Consider the following 26,499-nt stretch of genomic DNA (forward strand, 5'->3'; position numbering starts at 1 on the left):
AGGAGTAGCAAATATGTCTGGAGGATTAGTTACAGCCGCATATATTGTTGCTGCCATTCTCTTTATTTTCAGCCTTGCCGGGCTGTCCAAGCATGAGACGTCGAAGCAGGGGAATACGTTCGGCGTCATCGGTATGGCTATCGCGCTTGTCGCTACCATCTTTGGCCCTTATTCCAGCAACGTTGGCTGGATCCTGGCTGCGATGGTTATCGGCGGCGCAATCGGTATCTATCTGGCCAGAAAGGTCGAGATGACGGAAATGCCTGAACTGGTTGCCATCCTGCACAGCTTTGTAGGTCTGGCTGCCGTTCTGGTCGGCTTTAACAGCTATATCGTCGGCCCACATCTGGAAGGCGTTAGCCCGCAGGAGCTGCAGGTTGTTCTCAACATTCACCACGTAGAGGTTTTCCTCGGCATCTTTATCGGTGCGGTGACCTTTACCGGGTCAGTGGTGGCGTTTGGCAAACTGCGCGGCACGATCTCCTCCAAGCCGCTGATGCTGCCTCATCGCCACAAGCTGAACCTTGCGGCTCTGGTGGTTTCATTCCTGCTGATGCTGATGTTCGTTAACAGCGAAAGCGTCGGCATTCAGGTCTTCGCCATGCTGATCATGACCGTCATTGCCCTGGCCTTTGGCTGGCACCTGGTGGCCTCTATCGGCGGCGCGGATATGCCGGTGGTTGTATCCATGTTGAACTCCTACTCCGGTTGGGCGGCGGCGGCGGCGGGCTTTATGCTGAGCAACGACCTGCTGATCGTGACCGGTGCGCTAGTGGGTTCTTCCGGTGCGATCCTGTCTTACATCATGTGTAAGGCAATGAACCGCTCCTTTATCAGCGTTATCGCCGGCGGTTTCGGTACCGATGGCTCGTCTACCGGCGACGATGAAGAGATGGGAGAATACCGCGAAACGACGGCGGAAGAGGTTGCCGAACTGCTCAAGAACTCAAGTTCTGTCATCATCACGCCGGGATACGGCATGGCGGTGGCGCAGGCGCAGTATCCGGTAGCGGAAATTACCGCCAAGCTTCGTGAGAAGGGAATTAAGGTTCGTTTCGGCATCCACCCGGTTGCCGGGCGCCTGCCTGGCCACATGAACGTACTGCTGGCTGAAGCTAAAGTGCCTTACGATGTAGTGCTGGAGATGGACGAAATCAACGAGGACTTCCCGGATACCGATACCGTTCTGGTTATCGGCGCGAACGATACCGTTAACCCGGCAGCGATGGAAGATCCGCGTAGTCCAATCGCCGGCATGCCGGTCTTGGAAGTGTGGAAGGCGCAGAACGTTATCGTATTCAAGCGCTCAATGAATACCGGCTATGCCGGTGTGCAAAACCCGCTGTTCTTTAAAGAAAATACCCAAATGCTGTTTGGGGATGCGAAAGCCAGCGTAGACAACATCCTGCGCGCGCTCTAAGCGTTCGTCTGAATTGTCAAAACCAAAGGGCCGCAAATTGCGGCCCTTGTTTTATCTGGCGCTAACGATGAACGCGTCAGTCTTCGTCGTCGTGCTCGTCGTGTTCAGCGGTGTCATCCGGCTTAATGGCCAGCAGATCGCAGCGCAGATGGCCTATCACTCGCTCAGCCGTATTGCCGATAAAAGCGGCGGAGAGCCCGGTACGGCCCACGGTGCCCAGCACAACGATACCGGCTTTGATATCCTCGGCAACGGCCGGGATGACGTCTTCCGGCAGGCCGCGCTCAACGTGAGTCAACTCCTCAGGAATGCCAAACTGCTGGCGAAGCGCCTTCATCGCCACAAGGTATTGGCCGCGAATGGCGTTGTTATACACCGTCGGGTCGAACTCGGGCAGCTCAATGGCGATATTGATAGATGTAGTGGGATAGGCGCTGACCAGATGCACTTCGGTACTGTCGGCGAAGGTAGCCAGTTCCAGCGATTCCTTGATGAGCTTATGGTTAAGCTCGTCGTGAAAATCCTCTTCGCTGGCCAGGTTGACCGAAACCAGCGCTTTGCCCTGTTCAGGCCACGGCTGGTCTTTTACCATCCATACCGGGCAGGAGCACTTACGCAGCAGGTGCCAGTCGATGGGAGTAAAGATAACGGATTCCAGTCGGTCCTGTTGGTGAGCGGCCTTCAGCAGCAGGTCGTGACCGAATTCGGCGACTTCTTCAATCACCGCTTCATGATAGCGCTTGTGCCAAACGACCTTAATCTCTATGTCTACGCCGGACTCAATGTAATAGTGGCTCAGCTGGCGTATCCAGGCAACCCGCTGGTCTATTGCGCTTTGGCGCATGGCCATTCGCTCATCCTGTGACAGTAGGCTTGTCACTTCGTAGGAAAAATCGAAGATAGGCAGGAACGCTTTGATTTTTCCCCCGTTGCGGCGAACCAGATAAACCGCACGCCGTAGGGCAGCCTGATCCTCTTCGTCCGGATCGATTGCCACGATAAGATTTTGGTAGTGTGCCATAGCGTCCTCCCAGCCATTAATAAACGTGACTAACTAAATTAGTAAATAAAGAGTAAACCATACAACAAAAACATAACAGCGCGATAATCAGACTCGGATCAATCTTTTGCCATCTAGCTGATTAATATGAGTCCGTATCGCGCAGGATTGGCGATAGTTTAACCGCTAGCGGAAGGGCGGCTCGTTAAACGTCCTCAGCTTACGAGAATGGAGGCGTTCACCTTCAGTGCGTAAGAGGTCTATCGCGCATATGCCTATCTGTAAATGCTCGGAGATAGCGCCTTCGTAGAAGCGATTCGCCTGCCCAGGCAGCTTGATTTCGCCGTGCAGAGGCTTGTCTGATACGCACAGCAGCGTTCCGTAGGGAACGCGAAAACGGTAGCCCTGAGCGGCGATAGTGGCGCTTTCCATATCAATGGCGATAGCGCGACTGAGGTTAAAGCGTCGCGCCGAGGCGGTATAGCGCAGCTCCCAGTTGCGATCGTCCGTTGTCACTACCGTTCCGGTGCGTAAGCGCTGTTTGACTTCGACGCCGGGCATGCCGCTGACCAGCTTGGTGGCGTCGTAAAGCGCGCGCTGTATCTCCGCAATGCTGGGGATTGGGATATCCGGCGGCAGAACGGCGTCCAATACGTGGTCGTCTCGCAGGTAGGCGTGGGCCAGCACGTAGTCGCCGATAGATTGGCTTTCGCGCAGGCCGCCGCAGTGGCCAATCATCAGCCAGACGTTGGGGCGCAGCACGGCCAGATGGTCGCAGATAGTTTTAGCATTAGAAGGCCCGACGCCGATGTTGACCAGCGTGATGCCCTGACCATCTTTCGTTATCAGATGATAGGCGGGCATTTGATGATTTTTGCCGCTGAAGTCGAAAGCGTCGGCCTGTAGGACGTTGTGTTCATCAATCAGTATGCCGCCGGCGCAGGAGAGCGTGACGTAGGGGGAATCCGCGTCGGCGATTTGCCCGCGCCCCCAGCGGACGAATTCGTCAACGTAGCGCGTATAGTTGGTAAACAGAACAAACGGTTGAAAGTGTTCTACGGGCGTGCCGGTGTAATGACGCAGGCGCGCAAGCGAGAAGTCGATGCGCCGTGCGTCAAAGTGTGAAAGCGGGCTGAAGTCCGTCGGTTGGAAAAGGCCGTCGGCCATTTCATCGCCTATTTGGGACAGTTCGGTTGTCGGAAAGTGGCGCGTTAAGTCGGCGCTCATCGATCTGTCCAACGACAGGCTGGCGCCGTCGATGACGTAGGGATAGGGGATCTCGTGGTGAGAGGGTACAACCTCGATGTTAGCGCCGTAGTCTTCCTGTAAAAGCGTCAGCTGTTCTTCCAGATAGGCGCGAAACAGCGACGGGCGGGTGACGGTCGTTGTGTAGCAGCCTGGATGGGTGAACCGGCCATAGGCGCGGATCTTCTTCGGCGATTGGGATACGCCGTTCCAGCTGACTTTCAGCTCCGGATACACAAACAGGCCCGCTTTACGGGCGCTATCGTCGGGAAGGGCGCCGGTCTCGATAAAGGCGGCGATGGAGCCGCGCAGCGCTTCGACCGATTCGTTATACATGGCTTCCAATCTGTCCAGCGCCTGGGCCGGAGAGAGTTTTTCGGCGCCGCGTTCAAGGCTCATAGGATTTCCCCTGTTCGTGTAGTTTGTATCGTTGTAAGTGGCGAAACATAGCCTAATTATGTCACGAAGCGCTAAGAACGAAAGGCACAATCAAGAGAAAAGTGAAATGAATTCAGAAGGAAAGAAGAAAGAGAAGAAGAGGGAGATTCACGCGACGGCCAGGCAAGCGCATCGCGTGAATATAACCGATATGACTATTCGGGCTGATTCTGCCCGGCCAAGTCGGCCAGCGTGTCAATATCCTGAATCGTAATGTATTTACCCTTCACGCTCAGAATGTCGCTTTTCTGGAAGCGCCCAAGCAGGCGGCTGATGGTTTCTACGGTCAAACCGAGGTAGTTGCCTATGTCTCCCCGCGTCATCGTTAGCCGGAACTCCCTGGGGGAGAAACCGCGCTGGGCAAAGCGGCGGGACAGGTTATAAATAAAGGCGGCCAGCCGCTCTTCGGCATTTTTCTTGGAAAGGAGCAGGATCATATCCTGATCGCCTTTAATCTCGCCGCTCATCAGGCGCATGATTTGCTGGCGCAGGCTGGGCATCTTTCCGGACAGGTCGTCTAATATCTCATAGGGAATTTCACACACCATCGACGTTTCCAGCGCCTGAGCGAAGCTAGGATGGATGTGCGTGCCAATGGCGTCAAAACCAACCAGATCGCCCGCCAGATGAAAGCCGGTAATTTGCTCATCGCCCTGTTCGGTGATGGTATAGCTCTTGATCGTGCCCGAGCGAATGGCGTACAGCGACTTAAGCTCGTCGCCGGCCTTGAAAAGAGCCTGACCTTTCTGGATAGGCTTTTTACGCTCAATGATGTTGTCAAGTTGATTCAGTTCATGCTCATTCAGCGTAAAAGGGATGCATAGCGGACTGATGCAGCAATCCTGACAGTGAATTGCACATCCGCCTGACTGTATGCGCCGAATTGTTCGCTTTTCCGGAATCATAGGTTGTAACTCTGATTTATTTGACGTGAGTCAATTTTACCAGCTTTTTTTATAATAGGTAAGGCTTCACCAAAACTCCGAGATGTTCCCTTATGTTAAAAGGAGCATTTTGGAATAACGCTTTGTTTTAAATGTATTTTGATTCTTTTGCCTTTAAAGCGTGTGACTTAGGTGAATTAAAGTGAGGGATGAAACGCTTATTTTTTGAGCGATAAATGCGTTGGCTTGTTAAGAGAACGGGAACAAACAGGGGCTTAAACTATAGGGTGAAGTGAATTCAAGATGAAACGCTGCGTAAGCGGTGATAAAACAAAGATTATTTATCTTTAATTTAACAAATCTATCATGATTGAGAGATATCGCGTAAAAACGGGAAGGAACTGACAGCATATTGGCAATATATCGACATACCCTGCATTACTTCCGCTCAACTTTAAACCCACTAATTATTCCACATCGCCGTCGGGCGAGAAACGTAAAACAGCGTTTTCTTTGATCGCTAACAATCCCACGCGTTTAAGAAAGCCGTTTTACCACTCTACAAAGGCATCCAATTTGCCGCAGCAGCTTCTCCTGTCCCCATAGTTTGACAAAGATCAGGTTAATTATTTTCTCTAAGTCAGTATAATGAGAATAACTATCATTGTAATAGCTAATATCATAACTATGTCTATCTTGAAAAAAACGATTTTTCTTCTGATTGGATGGTGTGCGTTTAGTGCGATTGCTATGGCAACGGATTACCAACGGCTTACGGACGACATTCGTCAGCGCTTGGATAAAACCTCTCAGTTTTATCAGCAGCAGCAAATTGCCGAAGCCCGCACGGAAGTGCAGATGGCCTATTTTGAGGTTTTTGAGAACCTTGAAGGCCCCATTCGCATCAACATCTCCGCCCAAAAGAGCTATCAGATGGAAGCCGCATTTGGCGAAATTCGCAAAATGATCGGCGAAGGTAAGCCGCAGGCCGACGTTGACGCCAAGATTAACTGGCTGAAGGGCGAGTTGGACAGCGTTTTACCCGTGTTGAAGGATGGACATAAACTCAGCGCAGAGCAGCAGCACGGTACGTACGACAACAGCGATATTGCGCCGTACTGGCAGCAGAGCTTTAAAACGATTGACGATTTGCTGGCGGAAGCGATAACGCTTTATCAAAACGGAAACTATGCCGAGGCTCGCCGCAAAGTGCAGCAGGCGCAGTATGACGGCTTCAAAAATTCCGAAATGGAAATGTCCGTTCGTCAAAATCGCTCTTCGCAGCAGGCCGGCGATATTAACCGCCAGTTTAACGAGCTGATTAATATCAGCGGCGAAGCCGACAGGATGAATGACGTCAGCTACCGCATCACCACGCTGTTGCAGGATCTTGAAGACCTGCTGCCGGGTCTTCCCATCACGCGCGAAGAGCAACAGGCCGTCGCCGCGGCGGATACCGTTGCCGACAGCGTTCCGGACGCTGACTGGTCCAAGGTCGTCACTGATATCGACGCCGCCGTTAAGGCCGCGCTGGCGCAGTATAAGGGTGGAGACGGCAAAGGGGCGATGATGGCCATACAGGACGCCTACTTCGATCTGTTTGAAGCCAGCGGAATGGAGAATAAGATTGGTTCCCGCGACGCCGCATTTAAAACCCAAATAGAAAACCACTTCACCCGAATGGTTAGCCAGATTAAGGCCGGTCAGCCAATAGAGAGCGTAGAGCAGCAGTCTCAAGCGCTGCAGACCGATCTTATGGCCGCCGTCGAGATGCTGGGCAGCGGCGCTCAAACGAGCTGGAGCCTTCTCATCTATAGCCTGCTTATTATCGTGCGCGAAGGGCTGGAGGCGCTGCTTATCGTGGCCGCCATCGTAGCCTATCTGGTGAAAAACAACCATCAGGACAAGCTTCCTCTGATCCGCCAGTCGGTCTACGTTGCTCTGCTGGCAAGCGTAGTGACGGCGGTGATATTCCAGTGGCTGTTTTCCAACTCCGGCGCCAGCCGTGAACTGCTGGAAGGCGTGACGATGCTGATTGCCGTAGTCATGCTGTTCTCCATGAGCTACTGGCTGCTGTCAAAAGTCGAAGCGAAGCACTGGAAAGCCTACCTGGAAGGCAAGCTTTCAAACTCACTGTCTACGGGCTCTATCGTTGGGCTTTGGCTGACCAGCTTCCTGGCGGTGTATCGTGAAGGAGCGGAGACGGTGCTGTTCTACTTTGCGCTGATGGGGGATTCGACAAGCGTCAGCGGGCATCTTTCTATTCTGGCAGGTTTCCTTATCGGCTGTGTGATCCTGCTGATTGCCTACGTGGTTATGCGCTTTAGCGTAGTTAAGCTGCCGCTTAAGCCGTTCTTTATGTTTACCGGCTGCTTTATGTATCTGATGGCGTTTGTCTTCGCCGGCAAAGGCGTATTGGAGCTGATAGAAGGCAAGCTGTTCCAACCCACGCTAATAGCAGGAATGCCGGAAATCGTGTGGCTTGGCGTCTACCCCTATGTTGAAACGTTGATACCGCAGGCGGCGCTGATCGTTGCGGCGCTGATTGCCCTGTGGGTAATGAAAAATAATTCGTCTCGCAAGGCGATAAATAACTAGAAGCAATGTGGGCAATTCTACCTATGCCTTTAGTACCGCTTCTCTGGGGCGGCTAACGGATGTAATGATTGTGACGATAAAGAGGATGGAAAAAATGGCAATGAAGAAAACGTTTGTTACCGGTGCATTTATCGCCGGTTTGTTGACGGCGCCGGCGGCATTCGCTTTTAAAGAGTACCCTGCGGGTGAACCGGTAAAAATGAATGAGCTGGAGATCGCGGCGGTTTATTTGCAGCCGATAGACATGGAGCCGCGCGGAATGGGCCTGCCAGCCGCCAAGTCCGATATTCACCTGGAAGCGGATATTCACGCCATTGAGGGGAATAAAAACGGCTTCGGCGCCGGCGAATGGATGCCTTATCTGACTATCTCCTACACGCTGGTTAACACCGATACCGGAGAGAAGCAGGAAGGCACATTCATGCCGATGGTTGCCGGCGACGGCCCGCACTACGGCGCAAACATCAAAATGATGGGCGTGGGCAACTATAAAGTGACCTATCACATTGAGCCGCCCTCAAAAGCGGGCATGCATCGTCATACCGACAGCGAAACCGGCGTTGGCCGCTGGTGGAAGCCTTTTGACGCCAGCTTTGAGTTTAAGTACGTCGGTCTGAACTGAAATAGCGCGTTTAGCCGGAAGGGTGTGAAGCCCTTCCGGCCGTATTCTTTAATCACTGTGATTGCAGTGGTCGCCATAAAAATAGGGGAAGCGTTCCGGCCTTTGCGGTCTGGGCGTGAAACAGATATCTATGATGAACTATTTTCTGGTTTCGGTTCTGCAGGCGTTTTTACCCGTTTCTCTCCTGCTGGGAGTTAGCTGGGCGCCACGTCAGGCGCCGGGACTGCGTCCCGTCGTGTGGTTAAGCCTGTTGGGCTTTCTGGTCGGGGCGTTCGCCGGCATTCATTTCCCCCGTTCACAGCAGTGGACGCTGTTTTTTACGCTGTTCCAACTGGCTTCCATCGTGCTGTTTTTAGTAAGCCAGCGCGTTTCTTCACGGCGAGTCGGCTATTTCTGGCTGTTTATCCTGATTCTTCTCTCCTCCGTACGCTGGGGCCAAACGCCCAACCTGAGCGCTATCACCGCGACCGGCGTGGTGAATACGGATCTTATACTCAACGTCAGCGCCGTCCTGGGCGGCATCGCGTTCGTTGCGGCCTCCGCTGCGCTTATCGCCGCCTGCGTTAGCCAACTGCGCTTTTTACGCTGGCCTCTGATTATTGCGCTTGCATTAATTCTGCTGGCGCCGGTATCCGGCGAGCTGATGTTGGCGCTGATGAAGCTTCAGGCGATAGGGCTGACCAAGTCGCTTTTGAGCTATGTGGCTAAGGTCACCAACGCCTGGGCGCTGATTAACTACGTCAGCGCGCTTATTTTACTGATAACCGTGCTGGTTTATCTCTTGCGCGTAGTCATTCCCAGAGCAAAAGAGCGGGTTCAGAGCGACCCTATTGCGCATCGGAAAGCGCTGGCCCGCTATTTCGAGGCCCGTCGAACGATGGTTGTAACGCTGCTTCTGGCCGCCGCCGCCTTTGGCGCTCAGCTTTATTGGGATAAGGTGGCGTCCCAGCCGCCGCGCCTGTCGGAGGCTCAGCCCGTATTGTTGGCTGATGACGGCATGGTTCATATCCCCATTGAGCAAGTAAAGGACGGCAAACTTCACCGCTTCGTCTGGGTCGCTGACGACGGTAAAGCCGTACGCTTTTTTGTCATCAATCGCTATCCGGACAAGCTTCGGCTGGGCGTTGTGTTCGACGCCTGCCTGCTGTGCGGCGATCAGGGATACGTGATGGAAGGCAATCAGGTCATCTGCGTGGCGTGCGACGTACACATTTTTATTCCGTCCATTGGTAAACCGGGCGGCTGCAACCCAGTGCCGATTGACGAATGGTCAATGACGGACACCGAACTGACCATTGGCAAGAAGGCGCTTGAATCCGGGCTTAACTATTTCAATACCGTCATTACGCTGGAGGTTACCGATCCCGTTGACGGCAGCCGTTTGACCAACACCAAGGCCGAACATCGTTACACCTTCGCCGGTAAAACCTACTTTTTCTCAAACGAGGCGAACTTTGAGGCTTTCAGAGACAACCCGGAAAAATACGTTCAGGAGGCTAAGTAATCATGCTATGGCGAATGCTGCGCCAGTCCTGGTCGCGCAACGTAGGCAAAAAATCGCTGGCGGTAGTCACCATTTTTCTGGCAGCCGGACTGATATCCGCGCTGTTGGCAGTATCTATCGATATCGGCGACAAGATGGCCCGAGAGATGAAGTCTTACGGCGCAAATATTCTGATCGAGCCCGCCGGACAGGCGACGCTGCCGGCGCTGTTTGGCGAAAAGAGCAATCCGCTGGCCGGGCAGGAGTTTCTGGACGAAGCCGAACTGCCCAATATAAAGGACATCTTCTGGCGTAATAACATTATCGGCTTTGCGCCGCTGCTCAGCGGCGAAGTTAGCGTACAGGGGCATAGCGTCATCGCGCTAGGCACGTTCTTCGATCGGGCCGTCGACGTACCCGATGAAGAGGACTATCACACCGGTCAGAAAACGGTGAGTCCCTATTGGCAGGTCAGCGGCAAGTGGCCTAAAGAAGAGGGCGATGCCGTTGAAGCGCTGGTCGGGCAACAGCTCGCTCAGCAGACCGGCTGGAAGATCGGCGATCGTTTGAGCGTTAAGGGGCCAAAAGGCAGTCTGGAGGTCGTCGTTAGCGGCATTTTGGCCAGCGGCGGCGATGAAGAGCAGCAGCTCGTCATGCCGCTGGCTCAGGTTCAAACGCTGCTAGGGCTGCCGGGTAAAGTGCAGGCGGTTCGCGTTTCAGCGCTGACCGTGCCGGAAAACGAGCTTTCACGCAAAGCGCGCGCCGATCTGGAGTCGCTGGATGCGGAAGAGTATGACCTGTGGTACTGCACCGCCTATGTGTCTTCCATCGCTCACCAGTTGGAAGAGGCGATTTCCGGCTCGGGGGTTCGCCCCATCTGGCAGGTGGCTGCGTCAGAAGGCATCGTTATCGAAAAGATTCAACTGCTTCTGGCCGTTGTTACGTTAGCTGCGCTGCTGGCGTCGGCGATGGGTATTGCGTCGCTGATGACCAGCAACATTATGGAGCGCACGCGAGAGATAGGCTTGATGAAAGCGCTAGGCGCCAGGCAGTGGCAAATTATGACGCTGTTCTATCTGGAGGCCGCCATGAGCGGCGTTATCGGCGGACTATTCGGCTGCCTGGCCGGATGGGGGCTGGCGAAGGGCATCGGTATGATGCTGTTTGACGCGCCGCTGAGCTTTGCCTGGATTGTCGTTCCCTGCGTGCTGGCGCTGTCGGTGTTGATTGCGCTGGTCGGTACGTGGTTCCCGGCGCGTAGAATCGCCTATCTTTATCCGGTGGAGGTGCTGTATGGCCGCTAAGGCACAAAGCATGTTCTGGCGCCTGGTGTGGCGAGCGCTCAGGCTTCGCATGCAGCGCGTCGTCGTGGTCTTCGCCGCGCTGGCGGTAGGGGCAGCGATAGTGACCGCGATGTCCGCCGTCTACTTTGATATCAACGCCAAAATGAGCCAGGAACTGCGCACCTTTGGCGCCAACTTTTATATCGGGCCGGGGCATGGGCACACCATGGAGCAGGCCGAGTACCAAAAGATTATGGACGGGTCTTCGAAAGATATCGTCAATGCGGGAACGCCCTATCTGTATGGGACAGCTCGAACGGAGCTTGAAAAGGTGGTTGTGATGGGCGTGTGGTTTGAGTCGCTCAAGCAGATCGTTCCTTACTGGCAGGTTACGGGGAACTGGATCGGCGTGAGCTTTGACGATCGTAACGCCATGATAGGTTACAAGCTGGCCAACCGCCTTGAGTTAAAGGTGGGCGATACGGTGGTGTTGGTTGACGGCGACAGAAAAAAGCCGCTGCAGATTAAGGGCATCGTTGAAGCCGGAGACGCAACGGACAACGTGCTGATTATTAATCTGCCGCTGGCGCAAAGCTGGTTGAATCAGCCGAACGTCATCAGCCACGCGCTGCTGAGCGTTAATAATGAACAAGGGCAGGTAGATGCCTTTGCCGAAAGGCTGCAGGCTGACTACCCCAATCTTGAAATTCGCCCCATTCGTAAGGTTTCCGCCTCGGAAGGCCAGGTGTTGGACAAGATCAAAGGGCTAATGGGGCTGGTTTCGTTAGTCATTCTGGTGCTTTCAACGCTATGCGTGAATACCACGCTAATGGCTATCGTCAGCGAGCGTTCTCGCGAGTTCGCGCTGCAAAAAGCGCTGGGCGCTAAGGGCCGCGACATCGTGCGGCAGATTGTAACGGAAACGCTGATAGTGGCCCTGTTTGCCGCCGCCGTCGGCATCGTCATTGGCTACGTCTTGGCACAGATCCTTGGTCAAACGGTATTCTCTGCAGCGATTGGGCTTCGGGTTCAGGTTATACCGCTCACGCTGGCGCTTTCTCTGCTGGTGGCGCTGATCGCCGCCGTTCTGCCAACCTATCGCGCCGTCAAGATTGAGCCGGCTAAAGTATTAAAAGGAGAGTAGCGGTGATGCAACAGCAATCAAATATTCAAGCGCCATCGCCGTGGGTGATAGAAACCCGGCACCTGTATAAGCGTTTTGGCCAGGTTATCGCGCTGGATGACATTAACCTGCACATCAAGCGCGGGGAGTTTGTTGCCATTATGGGCGCATCAGGCTCTGGAAAAACGACGCTGATGAACATTCTGACCTGCCTGGATACGGCTAGCGAAGGGCAGGTGTTGCTGGACGGCGTTGACGCCGCAAAGCTGGATGAAGAGGGACGTCGCGCCTTTCGAGCCGATAAAATCGGGCTGGTGTTTCAACAGTTTCACCTGATCCCGTTTTTAACCGCGTTGGAAAACGTCATGCTGGCGCAACACTATCACAGCGTGGTGGACGAAAAGGCCGCGCGTAAGGTTCTGGCGCAGGTTGGGCTCGATCACCGCGTCGATCATCTGCCTAGCCAGCTTTCCGGCGGCGAACAGCAGAGGGTTTGTATTGCCCGGGCGCTGGTTAACGAACCGCCGGTTATCTTTGCCGATGAGCCGACCGGAAACCTTGACGAACAGAACGAAAAACTGGTTTTGGGGCTGTTAACGGATTTGCACAAGCAGGGCAGAACTATCGTTATGGTTACCCACAACCCGGAGCTGGGGCGCTTTACCGACAGAATTATTCGCCTACAGCACGGAAAATACCTTGGCGAAGAGGTGAATCGTCAGGAGGCAGAACAGCATGTTGGCTGAAATGAACAGGTGGACGGTCGCGGCTTTGCTTGGCGTTTCACTGCTGCTCGGCGGCTGTAAGGAAGAAACGGCAAAAGTGGGGGAGGCTGCGCCGACGCTGGCCGTCTACGATCTGCAGGGCAATCAGGCCTCCCTTGCCCAATGGCAGGGTAAATACGTGTATCTTAACTTTTGGGCTTCAAACTGCGGAGGTTGCCTGGTCGAGATGCCTACGCTTGAAAAGCTCAGCAAGGATTTTCACGACAGTATAGTGGTCGTTGGCATAAATACGGACAGAGGCGACTTTAACGTTGAGGCGTTATTAAACGACTTAAACGTGACGTTTCCTAACGTGAAAGATCAGCTGGCGATTACTCAGGAACGTTATCAGGTTATTGGTACGCCGACGGCCTTTCTTATCGGGCCCGATGGAAAGCTGCTTGCTCAATACGTTGGCATGATGAAAGAGCCTCAGTTGGCCGCCATTTTTGAGCGTACGAGAGGAGTGCAGCCTTGATAAAGCGAATTAGCGTTGCGTTTGCACTGGCGCTTGTATTTCTATGCTCGACAGCGCCGACTCAAGCTCAGGAGATTAAGGGGTTTTATCAGAAAAACTGCGCTTCTTGCCATGGTCGTAATGGTGAAAAAACGGCGCTGAATAAAGCCAGAAAGCTCGAAACGCTCGATGAGGCTCAAGTTATACAAGCACTGAAAACGCGCCGCGATGGAAAGGTAAAGGGCGCGGGGAATATGGTAAAAAAGCGCCTTAGTGACGAAAATATTCAACAGTTAGCAGAGTATGTGCAGACGTTAAGCGATCGCCAACATTAACATTGTTCAAAATATTTTAAATAACGCACGCGAGTGCGTTATTTTTTTGTGCTAATTTCGTTTTTTTTGTTTATAAAAATCCAGAATGTATAATTGCTTTTAAGAGTGTGTCCTAACGTTTCGTTTCTAAATCGAAATTGATTATTAACCTATTTAAAATCAATCAAATAAGCATACCACTATGAATTTGAACTATTCTAAAGAATAATAGGTCATAATGGTATACAGAAAAAACATCTTTTTGATTCCCTTTTAGGGCGACTTACCGTGGAAAAAATCATCTATTTTAAAAGAAATTACAACGGGTTAGATGCCGCTGACTTTGATCTGGTTCAAGGCGGAAATATGGTTCGTCGCCTGGTTAGCTCGCAGAATGATATAGAGAATATAAGCCTCAATCTGGGGCAAACTCGGCTTGAATACGGTTATCGTCGTTCCGGAACGTCGTCGATTTCTGGCCGAGGAAAATTCTCACCTCACTTTGTATACATTGGGTTAACGGTAAAGGGAAACGAATTTACCCGATGTAATGGAATGCCCGTCGGTGAAAGAAACCTGCGCATATTTCCGGAAGGAACGGATATCTTTTACCAATCCCAGGGAGAGTGTGAATGGTTTCTTTGCTCTATACCACGTTATCTACTACAGGCGGCGCTGTCCGCGCATCCTGACGGTTTGACGCTGCCTACAAATCAAATCATAACGATAAAGCTAAGCAATACGACGTTCGAGCACTTAACCGGATTCTTTAAGGAGATGTTTAGCTTTATTGAACCTCTGGCAAAGCCAATGCTGCCGCCAGACGTTATTAATAAGCTTTCTAGCGATCTCATTAACGAGTGCGCAACCGCAATAAGCAAAAATGATAACCAGTGGTTGGGTATTCTTCCCAATCGCTTAAGCCAGCTGCACGGTCAGCTTATTCTGGCCAGTGAAACGCTGGTGCTGTCCAGCGAGAATTACAACATTAAGCTATCCGAACTGGCGGACTCTACGGGATACACTCTGAGAGCCCTTGAAATGATTTTCAAAAATACCGTCGGCATGTCTCCCAAAGGATGGTTTATTAACATGCGGCTAAACGGCGCACTGCGCGACCTGATGACAGCACAAGATAATGATAATGTTGCTAAAACGGCGACTCGCTGGGGATTCCAGCACCTGGCGCGCTTTTCTTCAACTTACCGCAGTACGTTTAGCGAGCGGCCGAGTGAAACGTTGGCTCGCTCACGAAAAAGAAAAATACCTTGAATATCAACAGATGTAACTATTGATTAACTAACTTATTGTCTGGGTTATTTGCTACTATTGTCATTGTGTTACTTTTTCACTGTTGCCCAATCCCTTCTATAATAAAGTCTGAAAGTCCGCTTTCAGGATCGTAGGATATGAATGCGGGGAACTGGCGATACTGTTTACTAACGATGGGACAATAGGGGTTAACTATGTTGGCGATAAAGCATCTGTCTGCGGCGGTCGTTCTTGGCGCTTTTTTATTAGGGGGGTGTACGTCAAAAGTTGCAGATTCTAATGAGTACTCCGGTTTTTTATCTGATTATTCTAAGCTGCACAAAGCGGAAAGCCCAACGGGGCAGACCGTACTGCGCTGGGTTGACCCTGCGCTGAAGATGAATAATTACCAAAATATCTACTATGAGCCGATTGTGTTCCATCCGGCGCCTCAACCCAATGAGCAGATTTCTCAGCAAACTTTAGACCAGATCCTCAGCTTTACTAACCAGCGCGTCAAGACTGCGCTGGGCCAGCGCCTGCACTTAGTCGACAACAAGCAAACGCCGAATACTTTGGTATTCCGCGGCGCGATTACCGGCGTTAGCGCACCAACCCAAGGGCTACATTTCTATGAAGTGATCCCCGTTGCTCTGGTCATCGCTGGCACTATGGCCGCAACCGGGGAGCGCGATGAAGATACCGTATTAATGTTTGAGGGCGAGCTGGTTGACGCCAAAACGGGAAAAACGGTGTTTGAGGTTGTGCGTAAAGGCTTCGGAAAAGAGTTAAGCAACGATAAGCAAAAGGTCACCGTTGGAGATTTACAGCAAATAGTTAGCGATATGGCGACCGATATCGTTCGTTATCAAGATTGATTTCTTTGCTATCATACTGTTTCTTATGAAAAACGCCGCGGCTGCGGCGTTTTTTTATAGCTAAACAGAGGGCATTTTGATTGAGAGCCTGGATCAATAACACTAATAGGTCATTTTTATCATACGGTTTTAATCGCAGTTAATATCGAGAAATATGAATATACTTCCGTTAAATTCCATTAAAAAATGATTTATAGAAAAAGATCTCAAACTGGGCAGTCGCTTTTGTTTTGAAATAAACTTTTATTAAACATTTAATTTACATTTTAGTGACATTTCTTCATTCCTCTCCTAGTCTTAATAGTGAAAGCATTATGGCGTTTATGGTTTTTATGTTTTTAATTGAAACGCTTTTGATGCATACTTAATGTGTCTATTGGTGGAGGAGGCGATTATGAAAGTACTGTTTGCCGTTACGGGTTTTGTCCTGCTCATGTTTTATTCGACGCTTTTTGTTATGTACCTACCTTAATCTATTCCTTGATGCGCCAAAGCGCTGGCAAAAAAAGCGAGCGTTTTGGCAGCCCTCTTTACTCTTTTTCTCACACCACTCACAACGCCGCTTGAAGTCAGTGCGATAGACAGAATGTTCCCATAAGCAATTGGGTTATTGATAAAAAAGCCTATGAGCAGGACAAGAGCAAGAGGCTCATAGGTGACCGGCTCCGAGAGCTATCGTTACTGCTTGAGGAGGCGCTTCTAATGGGGGATGCAAGCTTCCCCGTTCACTTACCGAACGGGAAAAGGGGGTTACCTAATGCTCGGCCAAGCGTGGCGTAAGAACAGCCCTATTCATGAAATAGGCCTGTGGCTGGCCAGTGAGCTTATGAAGCCCGCTTTTCCATAAGCGGGCCTTTGATTATCCGGAAAAGCGTCCCAGCTTGAATAAGTCCAAAGAGTTCTTTATTTCTAATTTAAACATAATGTTATAACGATGAACGCTAACGGTCTTGCTGCTGATGTTTAGTTTTTCCGCAATGTCCTTGTTTGATAATCCTTGAGTAATGAATTGCAGTATTTCTCTTTCACGATTAGTTAATGACGCCGTTTTACTGGTTTTGCTATGGTAAAGCTTGGTCTTAGGAATACACTGAAAACCGTTCATTACTAATCGGGAAACTAATGTAAGTGATTCTATATCATGGGTTTTATCAATAATCCCATCGATAGGGGCTTCCAGCGAGTTGATAATGTCCAGGTTTGAGCTTTCAGAGGTGAGGCCAATGAGCTTGGTTGAGGCACTTTCACCCTGAATCTCTTTTACCAGCTTTTCCTTATCGCTATTAATTAAGTCAATATTGATCAAAACGAGTTGAATGTCTTGCTCTTTAATCATATCAACAATACCGGATGTCGAATGAATCGCACCGACGATGTCAAGAAAATCAGTGTTTTTTAATATCTCACTGATCGCAAAACATACAAACTTATTGTTGTCTACGATCAAGGTCTTTATTTTTTCTTTATCCATTTCAAGCGCCTATCCTATGTTTAGTATAAGAGTTAAGAAGTGTCCTTTTATCACATATGCCGTAAGTAGAAAATCCACTTCCTATCTGGTGTTAGATGTTAAAATGTTAATAGAAATATAATTGCTTAATTCCATTTTGATATAAGTAACGATAAGAAATCTCATTCTTATATATTTTTTATAAAAATATCCTTTTTGTCATTATCAGTGCCGATTTGCGATCTTATTATCCAAGTGGCTACACATTTTGTAGACCAAGTTTGGTTCTGTTTAATTAGCCTTTATACTTTAAAATGCCAAGGTTAACTGTGATTTTTTCCCTTCTGGGCTAAATTGGCACTGCCTTTCTTGAAGGCAAAGACAGTGCCTATTGAAACTTAATATTATATATTTTCTGAATGTAAGCTAAATCAACTATTATTTATCTAGAAATCCTGTATATAATTATTTTTTAATCTGAACGCCAATGAGCGCCAGTGGGTCCTCGATTTCCCGCAATGCCGGGGTTGTGGCATCGGGAGGGGATTGTACACTGATATTTGACGTGGAATTTATATTTTTATCCACTATCTCTTTGATAGGTAATTCCTTGGCTTCCACCTTTTCTTCTTCGCTTGACTTGTTCACTGAAGACGCAATAAGTGAAGCGTCTACTGATGTATTTTCATCCGCCTCTTTTTCAGATCCTTCAGATGAATTATCGCCAAATCCAATAATATCAACAATGAAGTTATTATCATTATTTTCTTTAAAATCAACATTTATATTGAACGCGCTATTTATTTGTCCAAGTTCAGAAAAAATTCGGACAAGCAGGATCTTGAAGTTAAATTCTGAGCTGACTTTGTTGCTCATCGTCTGGAACAGTTCTTGTTCCGCGTTCAAAAGATCTAAAACGGAGCGACGGTTAACTTTGTATTGTTCGTGATAAAGGCTTTTAACTTCCAATGAGTGAGTAATGCGTTGAGAATAAATATCAATTTGCCGTTCCTGACTCAGCGCATCCTGATACATTTGAGAAATCTTTGTTGATAGATCCTCAATGGATTTTTCAATATTCCAACGTGCGCTTTCTACGCGCTGGGCAGCGCCGCGGCTGCGGTAAATGGCGCCGCCGCCGTCAAAAATGTTGCTATTAACGTTTAGCATGACCAGCGTATCGTTCTCACCATAGGTCGTTGTCTTCCCTTGTGAAACCGAAACGCTTAATGCCGGCATCCAGCTTTTGCTCGTGTAGGCGTATTCTGCCGAAGCGGCGTCTTTAGTTGCGCGCATGGCCTGGATACGAGGAGATTCTGAGATTCTCTCGCGCATGTGTCCGGTCAGCTTATTTTTGATAGCCGTTAAGTCTGGATCAATAAGCTCGGAAGGGCGCTTGCCAACTAAAATGTAATAGTCTTCTTGCGCAGCCTTAAGCTGGGCCTCATAGCCGGAAAGATCGGCTTCCAGCCCCTTAATACGAACTTCAACCTGCTCAACGTCACCCAAACTGTCAACGCCGCCGTCAGCTCTCGCTTGAGCAAGATGGAGTATGTTAAGGTGTTCGGCCTTATTTTTATTGGTAATATCGATTATCTGCTGAAACTTAATAATATTTAAATAAACTTCCGCAACTTTAGATGACAGCACCTCTGCTTCGTCATAAGCGCTATATACTTCGGTCGACTTATTGTATTTTGCATAATCAACCCGATCTCCGGTACGCCCAAAATCAAACAGATTTTGCTCAACCTTCACAGAATAGGTTTTTCCATCGTCATTACTGTTGTTGCTGTTTGTATTGGTAAGCTCATTTCCCGTATTGACCGACACGTTGGGGAGCCACCCGCTGCGGGCTTCACCGATAGAGCTGTCCGCTGAGGCTACCTTGCCCTTGTGGTATTTAATCGTAGGTGAACGATTTATCGCTTCTTGCAGCGAGTTCTTTAGCGTTTGTGCATTCGACGGCACGGAAAGGGTGGTAATACCTGCCAGCACAAGGCATAGCATAATCCTGTTATAGTTGATCACTTATCTTTCCCTCAGTGCTTCTTTGGCTTTATTCAATGGTTTAAGCAAATAGTCAAAAACGCTCTTCTGTCCGGTTTTAATGTCGACGGTCGCTAACATTCCCGGGACGATTTCGTGTAGCTTTCCGTCTTTGGTTTCCAGAGCCGCTCGCTCTGTACGAACAAACACCTTGTAGTAGTACTGTTCGCGACGTACCTGATCCTGAATGGTATCTGGCGAAATGCGTTCAACTGCTGCATCCATCGTTCCATAAATAGAGGATTCATAGGCGCTTATCTTCACGATCGCTTTCTGGTGAGGATGAATAAACGCGATGTCGCGAGGGTTAATTTTTACCTCAATCAACAGCTGATCTTCTGAAGGAACAACCTCCATCAGCTTGCCTCCGGGTTCAAGCACACCGCCAACCGTCGTCACCTGAACGTCTTTAACAATGCCTTTTACGGGCGATGTGATGATCGTGCTGGCCAACTGATCTTTTCTTTGCAGCAGTTGGAAATAGATGGAATCCAGCTCGTTTTTCTTTTTCACCAGCTCTTCTTTAGCCTGTTCAAAGTAATGGTTACGCGCTTCAGTAATGCGATTTTTCAAATCGTTTTCTTCTTTTCTCAGGCGAAGCTCTTCAACCTGGCCCACTGCGCCTTTTGCAACGAGAGGGCGGATTAATCCCAGCTCATTGTTAGTTAACTTCAGGCTTCTTTGCAGGCCGGAGACGTTTTCTTCCAGGCTTCTGCGGCGCGATACCAATAGCGACATTTCGTGATCGATAAGCACCTTGTGTTCGTTTAATAACTCCTCGTCGCTGAGCTTTTTATCGTTGGACTCACTGGCATAGCTGCGCAGAAAAGCGATAAAGTCCGGCTGTGCCTTTTCATCTTTAATCTCGGCCGTTAAGCGCGCAATGCTGACGGCTAATGCCTTTACCTTGGCGCCGACTTCATCGTATCCGGCCTTAAAGCGAGTTGAGTCTAGAATGGCCAACTGCTGATTGGCTTCCACTATATCGCCTTCACGAACCATCAACTCTCGAATGACGCCGCCGTCTCTGGCCTGAATGACCTGAGAACGGTTCCAGGTAATGACGGTTCCCTGACCGTGTGTGACTTCATCAAGTTCGGCAAAATAGGCCCAAATGAGCAAAACCAGACATGTTGATAGAATGAACCAAATGATATTCGCGTTTTTACTGGTTTGAGCATCGCCAATCTCAGCCATGTCTTGATTTTTCTTAAAAAGTCTCATTTTTATAATCTCTGCTAGTTCGCTGCCTTCAGCCTTTGTAATACCGCATCTCGCGGCCCGTCGAGAACGACGCTTCCCTGGCTCATAACGATAATCCGGTCTACCAGCCTTAGCGGTGCGTGCCGGTGCGTAACGACAACAAACGTTTTGTCCTTAATGTGTTCGCTCAGAGCGCTAACGACATGATTTTCTAGAGTTTCATCCATATTGGCCGTCGGTTCGTCCAAAAGCAGGATAGGGGAGTCTCGGAGCAGCGTTCTGGCCAGCAAAAGCGTTTGTTTCTGGCCTCCGGAGAGCCCTCGTCCACCTTCTGCTATAGAGAGCTCTAGCCCCTGGCCCGTTTTTAGCAGGCTGGCGGCGCCGGCAATATTGAGCGCTTCGACAATTTTTTCTAATGACGTTTGGGGCTTGCCCATGATCAGATTGTCTCGGATCGTGCCGTGAAAGAGCTGGGCGCTTTGCGGAAGGTAGGCAATATCCCGGCGAACGTCGTTGTTGCTGATGTCCTTCATCGTCAGACCGTCAAGCAGCAGCTCCCCTTCGGTCGTTTCGGCGATGCCTGAAATCAGTCGCAGCAGCGTTGATTTACCCGCGCCAATAGAACCGAGAACGGCGACTTTTTCTCCAGGACTGATTTCCAGCCCGCCGATATCCAGCGCCATCGGCGCTTCAGGATTAAAGCGATACTTAACGTTTTTCAGACTGAAATGACCACGGATTGCATCAGTATGGAGCGTTTCGCTAAACGGTTTCTGGTCCAGCGGCTTTTTCAAAAATTCGTCTAATCCGGTTTTTGCCATTTTGGCATGCTGCCAGCGGGTTAATACCTGAGCCAGCTGGCCAAGGGGCGCAACTGTGCGGCTGGAAAGGATGGAACAGGCGATAAGCGTACCGGTGGTAATGTCATTTTCAATAACCAGATAGACGCCAATAGCGATAACGCTGATGTAGACCAGCTGCTGAACGAACTGGCACCAGTTGGTAATCAGGCTGCCCCAATGACGCTGTTCAAGAGAGATTTGCGCCGTTGTTGCGTTACAGCCGTTCCAGGTACGCAAGAAGCGATCTTCGGACTGCATGATCTTAATGTCTTCCAGGCCTTCGACGGTTTCTACCAGCATGGCGTTACGAATGGCGCTTTCGCGGATCCCCTGTTGCGACAGGCGCGCAAGCGGCCACTGGGCGATTAATCCCGGTATAATGACAAGAGGAATAGCCAGCAGTGGCGCAAAGGCTAAAGGACCGCCGATAAAGGCAATAACGCCGATGAATATCAGAATGAAGGGCATATCCACCATGGCGACGACCGTCGTAGACGTCAACAGCTCTCGGATATGTTCGATTTCTCTGAGCTGAGCAACAAAGGCGCCGGTAGAATTGGGTCTGGCATCGTTCTTCATGCGCAGCGCGCGTGAAAAGAACATTCCCGACATAAAAAGATCCGTTTTCTTACCAATCGCGTCGGCCAAGTGGCTGCGGGCAAGCCTCAGCATCATGTCCATGAGTAGCGCAACGACAACGCCGATAAATAATACCCAAAGCGTATTGTAGGACTGTGCGGGAATGACGCGGTCATATATCTGCATGGAGAAAAGGGCGCTGGAAAGCGCCAGAATGTTGCCGAACAGGGCACCCAGCGCAATTTGTCCATAAAATTTGAGATCTTTTTTTATCAAATTGAATAGCCAGTTTTCTTTATAAGGTTTAAGAAAATCATCTATTCGCTTATCTTCAACTCGCTCTGTGTGATAAATAAGCCAAGCCGGACCCTCTCGCATAGATTCGAGCTGTTCTAAGTCGACCTGGGTTTTTATATCAGGAGATATATTAAAGGAAAGAGTTGCGGTTTTATTTTCATTTATACTATAAATGACAACGGCCTGATCGTTATTTAACGGCACGAAAACCGGAAACAGAAGCTTGGGGATTCTTTCCAGTTTTTCATTGGTTTTTTTGTGGTTTAATCCTATGTAATTTATCATGTTTTCCATTATCTCATCGTGGCTTCCGCCGTTCTGGATAATGTGCTGCAAGTTGTTTGGTGTAACGCTAATTCCCAGCTCTTTGGCAATAATTGTTACGCATTCACTCCACGGTGAAAAACCCATAATCTATCCTTGAGACATTTTATCTTTAATATAAAGGTTATTAATTAATAACTATCCGATTAATAGTGATTAAGTAATAAAAGGGGCGAGAGCTCGCCCCTTAGAGAGTTATTAAATAACGCTAACGCCGTTCTGTACCCAAATCTGTGCGTCTTCGTCTTTGTCGTAGACATACAGGTTGTACTCAACGCCGCCTTTGTTAGCGGTTGCAACGTTGCTCCAGCTGGTCAGATCCAGATCGACCTTATCGTCGGACGTGCCGTTGATGAACAGCTTCTTGTCGTCGTTAAGTTTGATCAGATCGTTATAGCTAACGTCCAATTGCAGAGCGGAAGTTGAGTTCAGGTCGATCTGCTCAATGCTGTGCAGCTTGCTCAGAACGTCAGAACCGATAGTGGTACCGCTTTGATCGTGGAATACCACTGTATCAAAGCCGTCGCTGCCGTTAATCGCGCTGAACTTGTGAGAGTCGACCAGAATGCGATCGTCGCCGTCACCTGCGTTAACATTGCTTACGCCGTTGCGGCCATCGATAACGTCATTACCCGCGGTGCCTTCGGCTGAGTGGTAGTTACCCTCAATGAATTCACCCGGCTTGCTAACGTCGCCGTTGTCGCCCTGATAGCGAGAAGTACCGTCGCCGTTGTAGGTGCGGCTATACAGGTTGCTGTCACCGTTGGAGACTTCAGACCAGGTTACCGCGAAGCCGCCGTCGGCCAGCGACGTGACGGAAGGCAGAGAACAGGTGCCTTCATCGTCAACGCCTTTATCAACCACCAGCTCACCGGTCACAGGTGCGCCGCTAGCGTCATACACGCGGGCCATAACGTGCGATTCGCCGTTAGCGTTAGATGCCCAAGTGACAACATAGTTGCCGTTTTCCAGAACGGAAATGTCGTAAGCGCCGGTCAGCGTGTTCGGCATCAGGCCCTGAGTGCCATCGGTAGACTGATTAGCTACGATAGCGTCGCTCAGCGGATGCAGCTGATCGTTCAACACCTCAAAGCGCTGAACCATAACGTCGCCGCCGTCGCCCTTGGTTGCGCGAACCCAAGAAACCAGGAACGTACCGTCATCCAGAGCAACAATCTTAGGCGCGATGTCGGTAGAGCCGGCAGGCGCATTGGTATTGATTTTTGCCCCGTCGAGAACGATCTTACCCGTTTTGAAGTCAACGACGGACAGCTTCAGATCTACCGGGCTGCTGCTTAACAGCTTGTCCAGAGACCAGTCTTTGCAACCCTGCTGCCATACGACCGCATATTGGTTGTTGCCAATACCGGCGCCGGCAAGGCCTTCGGTATCGCTGCCAGGGTTAGTGCCAAACAGGAAGTTGACGACAGTGTCAAACACGCCGTTATTAGTGGTGATATAGCCGTTTTCATCAAGGAAGCCGCCGAAGTTAGTGTCGGTCGGCGTCTCAATGTTGCTGCTGACCTTAACCAGATTACCGTTGGCGTCTTCCGCATAGCGATAGCTGTACAGGTGTGAACCAAGTTCAAACGCATCGGTATCGATGAGCTTCAGGAAGAAGTCTTCAATCGACTTGATGGGCTCCTTAATCCAGGTCAGTACCAGCTCCGTTACGGTATCAATCAGCTGACCGATAATCGGAATGCCGGACAGGCCCAGCGCTTTGCAAAGGTCGCGAACGAGGCCGGAGATATCCAAATTGTCATTCAGATTTTCCAGGTCCAGGAATTCACGCGTATGCGTACCGGTAAATACGACGCTGCCGTCAGGCATCTGAACGATAGAGGAGCTCATTGCTCCCTGACCGATAATCGCTGAAAGGATATGGTTCGGCAGGGTGTTGACCAGACCGTCGACCAGCGCTTTAAAGTCGGTATTCGGCAGAACGTTCAGGAAGTCGAGCGTCTTGAGCGCATTAGTCAGGAAGTCGGCGATCGGATTAACTATACTGGACAGGAAGCCAGTAACTTGATCCGCGATGCCGTCCGGCAGCCATTCCTTCAAAATGCCGTTAGCGCCACCGAGGTCGTTATGGGCGGAGACCATCTGCGGGCCGCTGGTGATAGGTGTGCCTTCAGCGGTAAAGCGCTCATAAACAACGTCGTGGCCCGTATAGCTGCCGGCCGTATCATTCTTGGCGTACAGTACGGTGATCGCGCCGTCGGTCGGAGAAACGGCAACGTCGAAGTTGGACAGGAACTTCTGCGCGCTTTCTTTGCTGTAGCCGTCGGCAACGTTTTTATCGCCCAGCGTTAAGGTATTGGTCAAATTACCCGCAGCATCGAAGATCTTGATTTTGATGTCGTAGTATTTTGAACCTGCAGATTCCGCTTCCGGATAAGCTACCAGGTAGCCGCCGTTCGGCAGAGCGCGAGTAATAGAAATCGGTGCGTCGATCGTACCGTCAGTTTCGATCTCACGAACGTCTGAATTAGCGACAGACATGTCGTAAGCCTTCTGCTCGTACGTCACGGATACGTCTTTACCTGACTCCGTTACTTTTGTACCTACAACGGTCTGTACGTCAAAGTTGTGCTTACCTGCGTCCAGATTCTCAACCTTGATTGACCAGTTGCCTTTAGCGTCAACTTCGGCCGTGCCGATGACTTTACCGCCGTCCAACAGGTTCACGGTTGAACCGGGAACGCCGCGGCCATGAATAGTTGGAGAGGTTACGTCGGTCGTAGCGGTCAGATCCATTGACTGGCCGTCTTCGCCCATACCCAGTACGGATGCTTTGTGTGAACCGGGAAGCGTGACGCTGGCCGTGTTGCCAAGATCGTCCGCCAGGCTGATAACGCTCGTGCCGGGAACTAATGTCTGGCCTTCATTCAGCGTAATCTTGTAGTTGCCGTTTTCATCGGCAGTCACTTCATAGTCGGCTTTACCGTCGCCGTCAACGTCAAGCTTAACCTTGGCGCCGGGTTCAGTTTTGCCGCTAATGACGTTCAGATCCTGAGATACAACGATGCTCTCTGCTTCTGGCGCCGTGGCGTCAATTTGAGTAGAGACAGGAATTTTTTCGCCCTTGCTGTTTACTACCCATACGGTCACGGTTGCACCGTCGGCAATCGGCGTAGCCGGCGTGAAGGACCAGTTTCCGTTTGCGTCGGTTTTAGTCGCGAAATCGTGGTGGCCGTCGCTGTTAACGTCGATATAAACGGTAGCGTTTTTAGCGTCGCAGGTACCGGACAGGCTGGAACCGTTAGAACGGTTCAGCGTCAGCGTCGTCGGATCGGTTACCTCACTGGGATCTGGCGTAGGCGCAGGGTTAGAAGATGAGTGATCGTTATCATCATCGTCATCATTTGCTGCCCATGCGATAAGACCGGCTACGCCTGCGGCGCCAAGGCCCAATGCAACGAACAGACCGGTATTGTCATCGTCACCAGCCGCAGCCGCTTCTTCGCCGCGGACTTCATAGTAGTCCCAGCCTGAAATAATGTCTTTAAGTTGCTCAGGGGTATAGGCAACAACTTCAGCGCCGTCGTTATAGACGCGCTCATCGCCCAGAACGATCTGCTTTTCCGGCAAACCTGATTCAGGCGTATTTTCAATTGTCAGAGAGCTCAGCCCTTGGTCGGCGGGGCCGAAAAAATTATCAACCGTAACGACATTGCCATCGCTGGTGTTAATAATAAGTCCTGATCCGTTACGAGCCATATGAGAAACGTGACCGTTATTTCCTTCAATAAACAGTCGGGTTCCCGGCGTTGCGTGAATATTCGTTGAAGAACTCAACGAAACCTCTTGTACAGCTTGCCCTGCTTGTTGTACGTATAGTTTCATATCCATAACCTATAATTGAGGTATAAAACCGACTTTCAATGCTGAGGATCCTGTGCGCTTGAAAACCAGTTTTTTCTACTAAATAAATATATGAGTAATTTAATTGGGTGTGTTTATTAACTACTTTTTAATTAACCTTACTATCC

General features: G+C 50.2%; 19 protein-coding genes. 11 read left to right on the plus strand and 8 right to left on the minus strand.

Features of this window, described 5'->3' with window-relative positions; genetic code table 11:
• Window positions 1-13: 13 nt before the first annotated feature.
• Window positions 14-1,420: a Re/Si-specific NAD(P)(+) transhydrogenase subunit beta gene (pntB, locus tag G544_RS0102495; protein ID WP_027273123.1), complete on the plus strand. Its 1,407-nt coding sequence runs from the start codon at window positions 14-16 to the stop codon at window positions 1,418-1,420.
• Window positions 1,421-1,496: 76 nt separating this feature from the next.
• Here pntB and uspE read toward each other — a convergent pair whose 3' ends face one another.
• The 3 genes from uspE to fnr form a co-directional block, all read right to left on the minus strand.
• Window positions 1,497-2,441, minus strand: a complete 945-nt coding sequence (gene uspE / locus G544_RS0102500; protein ID WP_027273124.1) for a universal stress protein UspE — start codon at window positions 2,439-2,441, stop codon at window positions 1,497-1,499.
• A 165-nt stretch (window positions 2,442-2,606) separates the two neighbouring features.
• Window positions 2,607-4,064 (minus strand): AMP nucleosidase, encoded by a 1,458-nt coding sequence (locus tag G544_RS0102505; protein WP_027273125.1) that lies wholly within the window; start codon window positions 4,062-4,064, stop codon window positions 2,607-2,609.
• Between the two features lie 194 nt (window positions 4,065-4,258).
• Window positions 4,259-5,008, minus strand: a complete 750-nt coding sequence (gene fnr / locus G544_RS0102510) for a fumarate/nitrate reduction transcriptional regulator Fnr (RefSeq protein ID WP_027273126.1) — start codon at window positions 5,006-5,008, stop codon at window positions 4,259-4,261.
• Window positions 5,009-5,674: 666 nt separating this feature from the next.
• Between fnr and G544_RS0102515 the strand changes: the two genes are divergently transcribed.
• From G544_RS0102515 to G544_RS0102560, 10 genes are all read left to right on the plus strand, one after another.
• Window positions 5,675-7,585: an FTR1 family iron permease gene (locus tag G544_RS0102515; RefSeq protein WP_036023067.1), complete on the plus strand. Its 1,911-nt coding sequence runs from the start codon at window positions 5,675-5,677 to the stop codon at window positions 7,583-7,585.
• A 94-nt stretch (window positions 7,586-7,679) separates the two neighbouring features.
• Window positions 7,680-8,207 (plus strand): iron transporter, encoded by a 528-nt coding sequence (locus G544_RS0102520; RefSeq protein WP_027273128.1) that lies wholly within the window; start codon window positions 7,680-7,682, stop codon window positions 8,205-8,207.
• A gap of 133 nt (window positions 8,208-8,340) precedes the next feature.
• The gene (locus G544_RS0102525; protein ID WP_027273129.1) at window positions 8,341-9,711 is read left to right on the plus strand and encodes a Fe-S-containing protein; all 1,371 of its coding nucleotides are present in this window, start codon (window positions 8,341-8,343) and stop codon (window positions 9,709-9,711) included.
• A 2-nt stretch (window positions 9,712-9,713) separates the two neighbouring features.
• Window positions 9,714-10,994 carry an ABC transporter permease gene (locus G544_RS0102530; protein ID WP_027273130.1) on the plus strand — a complete coding sequence of 427 codons (1,281 nt, stop codon included), beginning with the start codon at window positions 9,714-9,716 and terminating at the stop codon, window positions 10,992-10,994.
• 10 nt (window positions 10,995-11,004) lie between these two features.
• Window positions 11,005-12,117 carry an ABC transporter permease gene (locus G544_RS0102535; RefSeq protein WP_071783270.1) on the plus strand — a complete coding sequence of 371 codons (1,113 nt, stop codon included), beginning with the start codon at window positions 11,005-11,007 and terminating at the stop codon, window positions 12,115-12,117.
• A gap of 5 nt (window positions 12,118-12,122) precedes the next feature.
• Window positions 12,123-12,842 (plus strand): ABC transporter ATP-binding protein, encoded by a 720-nt coding sequence (locus G544_RS0102540; protein ID WP_036023229.1) that lies wholly within the window; start codon window positions 12,123-12,125, stop codon window positions 12,840-12,842.
• Window positions 12,832-13,338 carry a TlpA family protein disulfide reductase gene (locus G544_RS0102545; protein WP_245614578.1) on the plus strand — a complete coding sequence of 169 codons (507 nt, stop codon included), beginning with the start codon at window positions 12,832-12,834 and terminating at the stop codon, window positions 13,336-13,338. The genes G544_RS0102540 and G544_RS0102545 overlap by 11 nt, the downstream gene beginning before the upstream one ends.
• Window positions 13,335-13,652 (plus strand): c-type cytochrome, encoded by a 318-nt coding sequence (locus tag G544_RS0102550; RefSeq protein WP_051155537.1) that lies wholly within the window; start codon window positions 13,335-13,337, stop codon window positions 13,650-13,652. Before G544_RS0102545 ends, G544_RS0102550 begins: the two co-directional genes overlap by 4 nt.
• 267 nt (window positions 13,653-13,919) lie before the next feature.
• Window positions 13,920-14,903, plus strand: a complete 984-nt coding sequence (locus tag G544_RS21230) for a helix-turn-helix transcriptional regulator (protein WP_027273135.1) — start codon at window positions 13,920-13,922, stop codon at window positions 14,901-14,903.
• Window positions 14,904-15,097: 194 nt separating this feature from the next.
• Window positions 15,098-15,760, plus strand: a complete 663-nt coding sequence (locus G544_RS0102560) for a DUF3313 domain-containing protein (protein WP_027273136.1) — start codon at window positions 15,098-15,100, stop codon at window positions 15,758-15,760.
• Window positions 15,761-16,619: 859 nt separating this feature from the next.
• Here G544_RS0102560 and G544_RS0102570 read toward each other — a convergent pair.
• From G544_RS0102570 to G544_RS0102590, 5 genes are all read right to left on the minus strand, one after another.
• Window positions 16,620-17,231, minus strand: coding sequence for a response regulator transcription factor (locus G544_RS0102570; RefSeq protein WP_027273137.1), 612 nt, complete (start codon window positions 17,229-17,231; stop codon window positions 16,620-16,622).
• Window positions 17,232-17,675: 444 nt separating this feature from the next.
• Entirely contained in the window at window positions 17,676-19,241 is a 1,566-nt protein-coding gene (locus G544_RS0102575; protein ID WP_027273138.1) for a TolC family protein, read from the minus strand.
• Window positions 19,242-20,456, minus strand: coding sequence for an HlyD family type I secretion periplasmic adaptor subunit (locus G544_RS0102580; RefSeq protein ID WP_027273139.1), 1,215 nt, complete (start codon window positions 20,454-20,456; stop codon window positions 19,242-19,244).
• A 41-nt stretch (window positions 20,457-20,497) separates the two neighbouring features.
• A complete protein-coding gene (locus G544_RS19785; RefSeq protein WP_051155538.1) occupies window positions 20,498-22,591 on the minus strand; it encodes a type I secretion system permease/ATPase in 2,094 nt (697 codons plus the stop codon).
• A 111-nt stretch (window positions 22,592-22,702) separates the two neighbouring features.
• Window positions 22,703-26,305: an Ig-like domain-containing protein gene (locus tag G544_RS0102590; RefSeq protein ID WP_027273140.1), complete on the minus strand. Its 3,603-nt coding sequence runs from the start codon at window positions 26,303-26,305 to the stop codon at window positions 22,703-22,705.
• Window positions 26,306-26,499: the final 194 nt, after the last annotated feature.

The sequence above is a fragment of the Leminorella grimontii ATCC 33999 = DSM 5078 genome (assembly GCF_000439085.1).
Classification (GTDB): Bacteria; Pseudomonadota; Gammaproteobacteria; order Enterobacterales; family Enterobacteriaceae; genus Leminorella; species Leminorella grimontii.

What these genes read in the sequence shown, in the direction of transcription:
- G544_RS0102520 (WP_027273128.1), top strand. Translation starts at nt 7,680, where the DNA reads ATGGCAATGAAGAAAACGTTTGTTACCGGTGCATTTATCGCCGGTTTG.
- G544_RS0102570 (WP_027273137.1), bottom strand. Translation starts at nt 17,231, where the DNA reads ATGGATAAAGAAAAAATAAAGACCTTGATCGTAGACAACAATAAGTTT.
- G544_RS0102505 (WP_027273125.1), bottom strand. Translation starts at nt 4,064, where the DNA reads ATGAGCCTTGAACGCGGCGCCGAAAAACTCTCTCCGGCCCAGGCGCTG.
- G544_RS0102515 (WP_036023067.1), top strand. Translation starts at nt 5,675, where the DNA reads ATGTCTATCTTGAAAAAAACGATTTTTCTTCTGATTGGATGGTGTGCG.
- G544_RS0102540 (WP_036023229.1), top strand. Translation starts at nt 12,123, where the DNA reads ATGCAACAGCAATCAAATATTCAAGCGCCATCGCCGTGGGTGATAGAA.
- G544_RS0102560 (WP_027273136.1), top strand. Translation starts at nt 15,098, where the DNA reads ATGTTGGCGATAAAGCATCTGTCTGCGGCGGTCGTTCTTGGCGCTTTT.
- fnr (WP_027273126.1), bottom strand. Translation starts at nt 5,008, where the DNA reads ATGATTCCGGAAAAGCGAACAATTCGGCGCATACAGTCAGGCGGATGT.
- uspE (WP_027273124.1), bottom strand. Translation starts at nt 2,441, where the DNA reads ATGGCACACTACCAAAATCTTATCGTGGCAATCGATCCGGACGAAGAG.
- G544_RS0102535 (WP_071783270.1), top strand. Translation starts at nt 11,005, where the DNA reads ATGTTCTGGCGCCTGGTGTGGCGAGCGCTCAGGCTTCGCATGCAGCGC.
- G544_RS0102545 (WP_245614578.1), top strand. Translation starts at nt 12,832, where the DNA reads ATGTTGGCTGAAATGAACAGGTGGACGGTCGCGGCTTTGCTTGGCGTT.
- G544_RS19785 (WP_051155538.1), bottom strand. Translation starts at nt 22,591, where the DNA reads ATGGGTTTTTCACCGTGGAGTGAATGCGTAACAATTATTGCCAAAGAG.
- G544_RS0102525 (WP_027273129.1), top strand. Translation starts at nt 8,341, where the DNA reads ATGAACTATTTTCTGGTTTCGGTTCTGCAGGCGTTTTTACCCGTTTCT.
- G544_RS0102530 (WP_027273130.1), top strand. Translation starts at nt 9,714, where the DNA reads ATGCTATGGCGAATGCTGCGCCAGTCCTGGTCGCGCAACGTAGGCAAA.
- pntB (WP_027273123.1), top strand. Translation starts at nt 14, where the DNA reads ATGTCTGGAGGATTAGTTACAGCCGCATATATTGTTGCTGCCATTCTC.
- G544_RS0102580 (WP_027273139.1), bottom strand. Translation starts at nt 20,456, where the DNA reads ATGGCTGAGATTGGCGATGCTCAAACCAGTAAAAACGCGAATATCATT.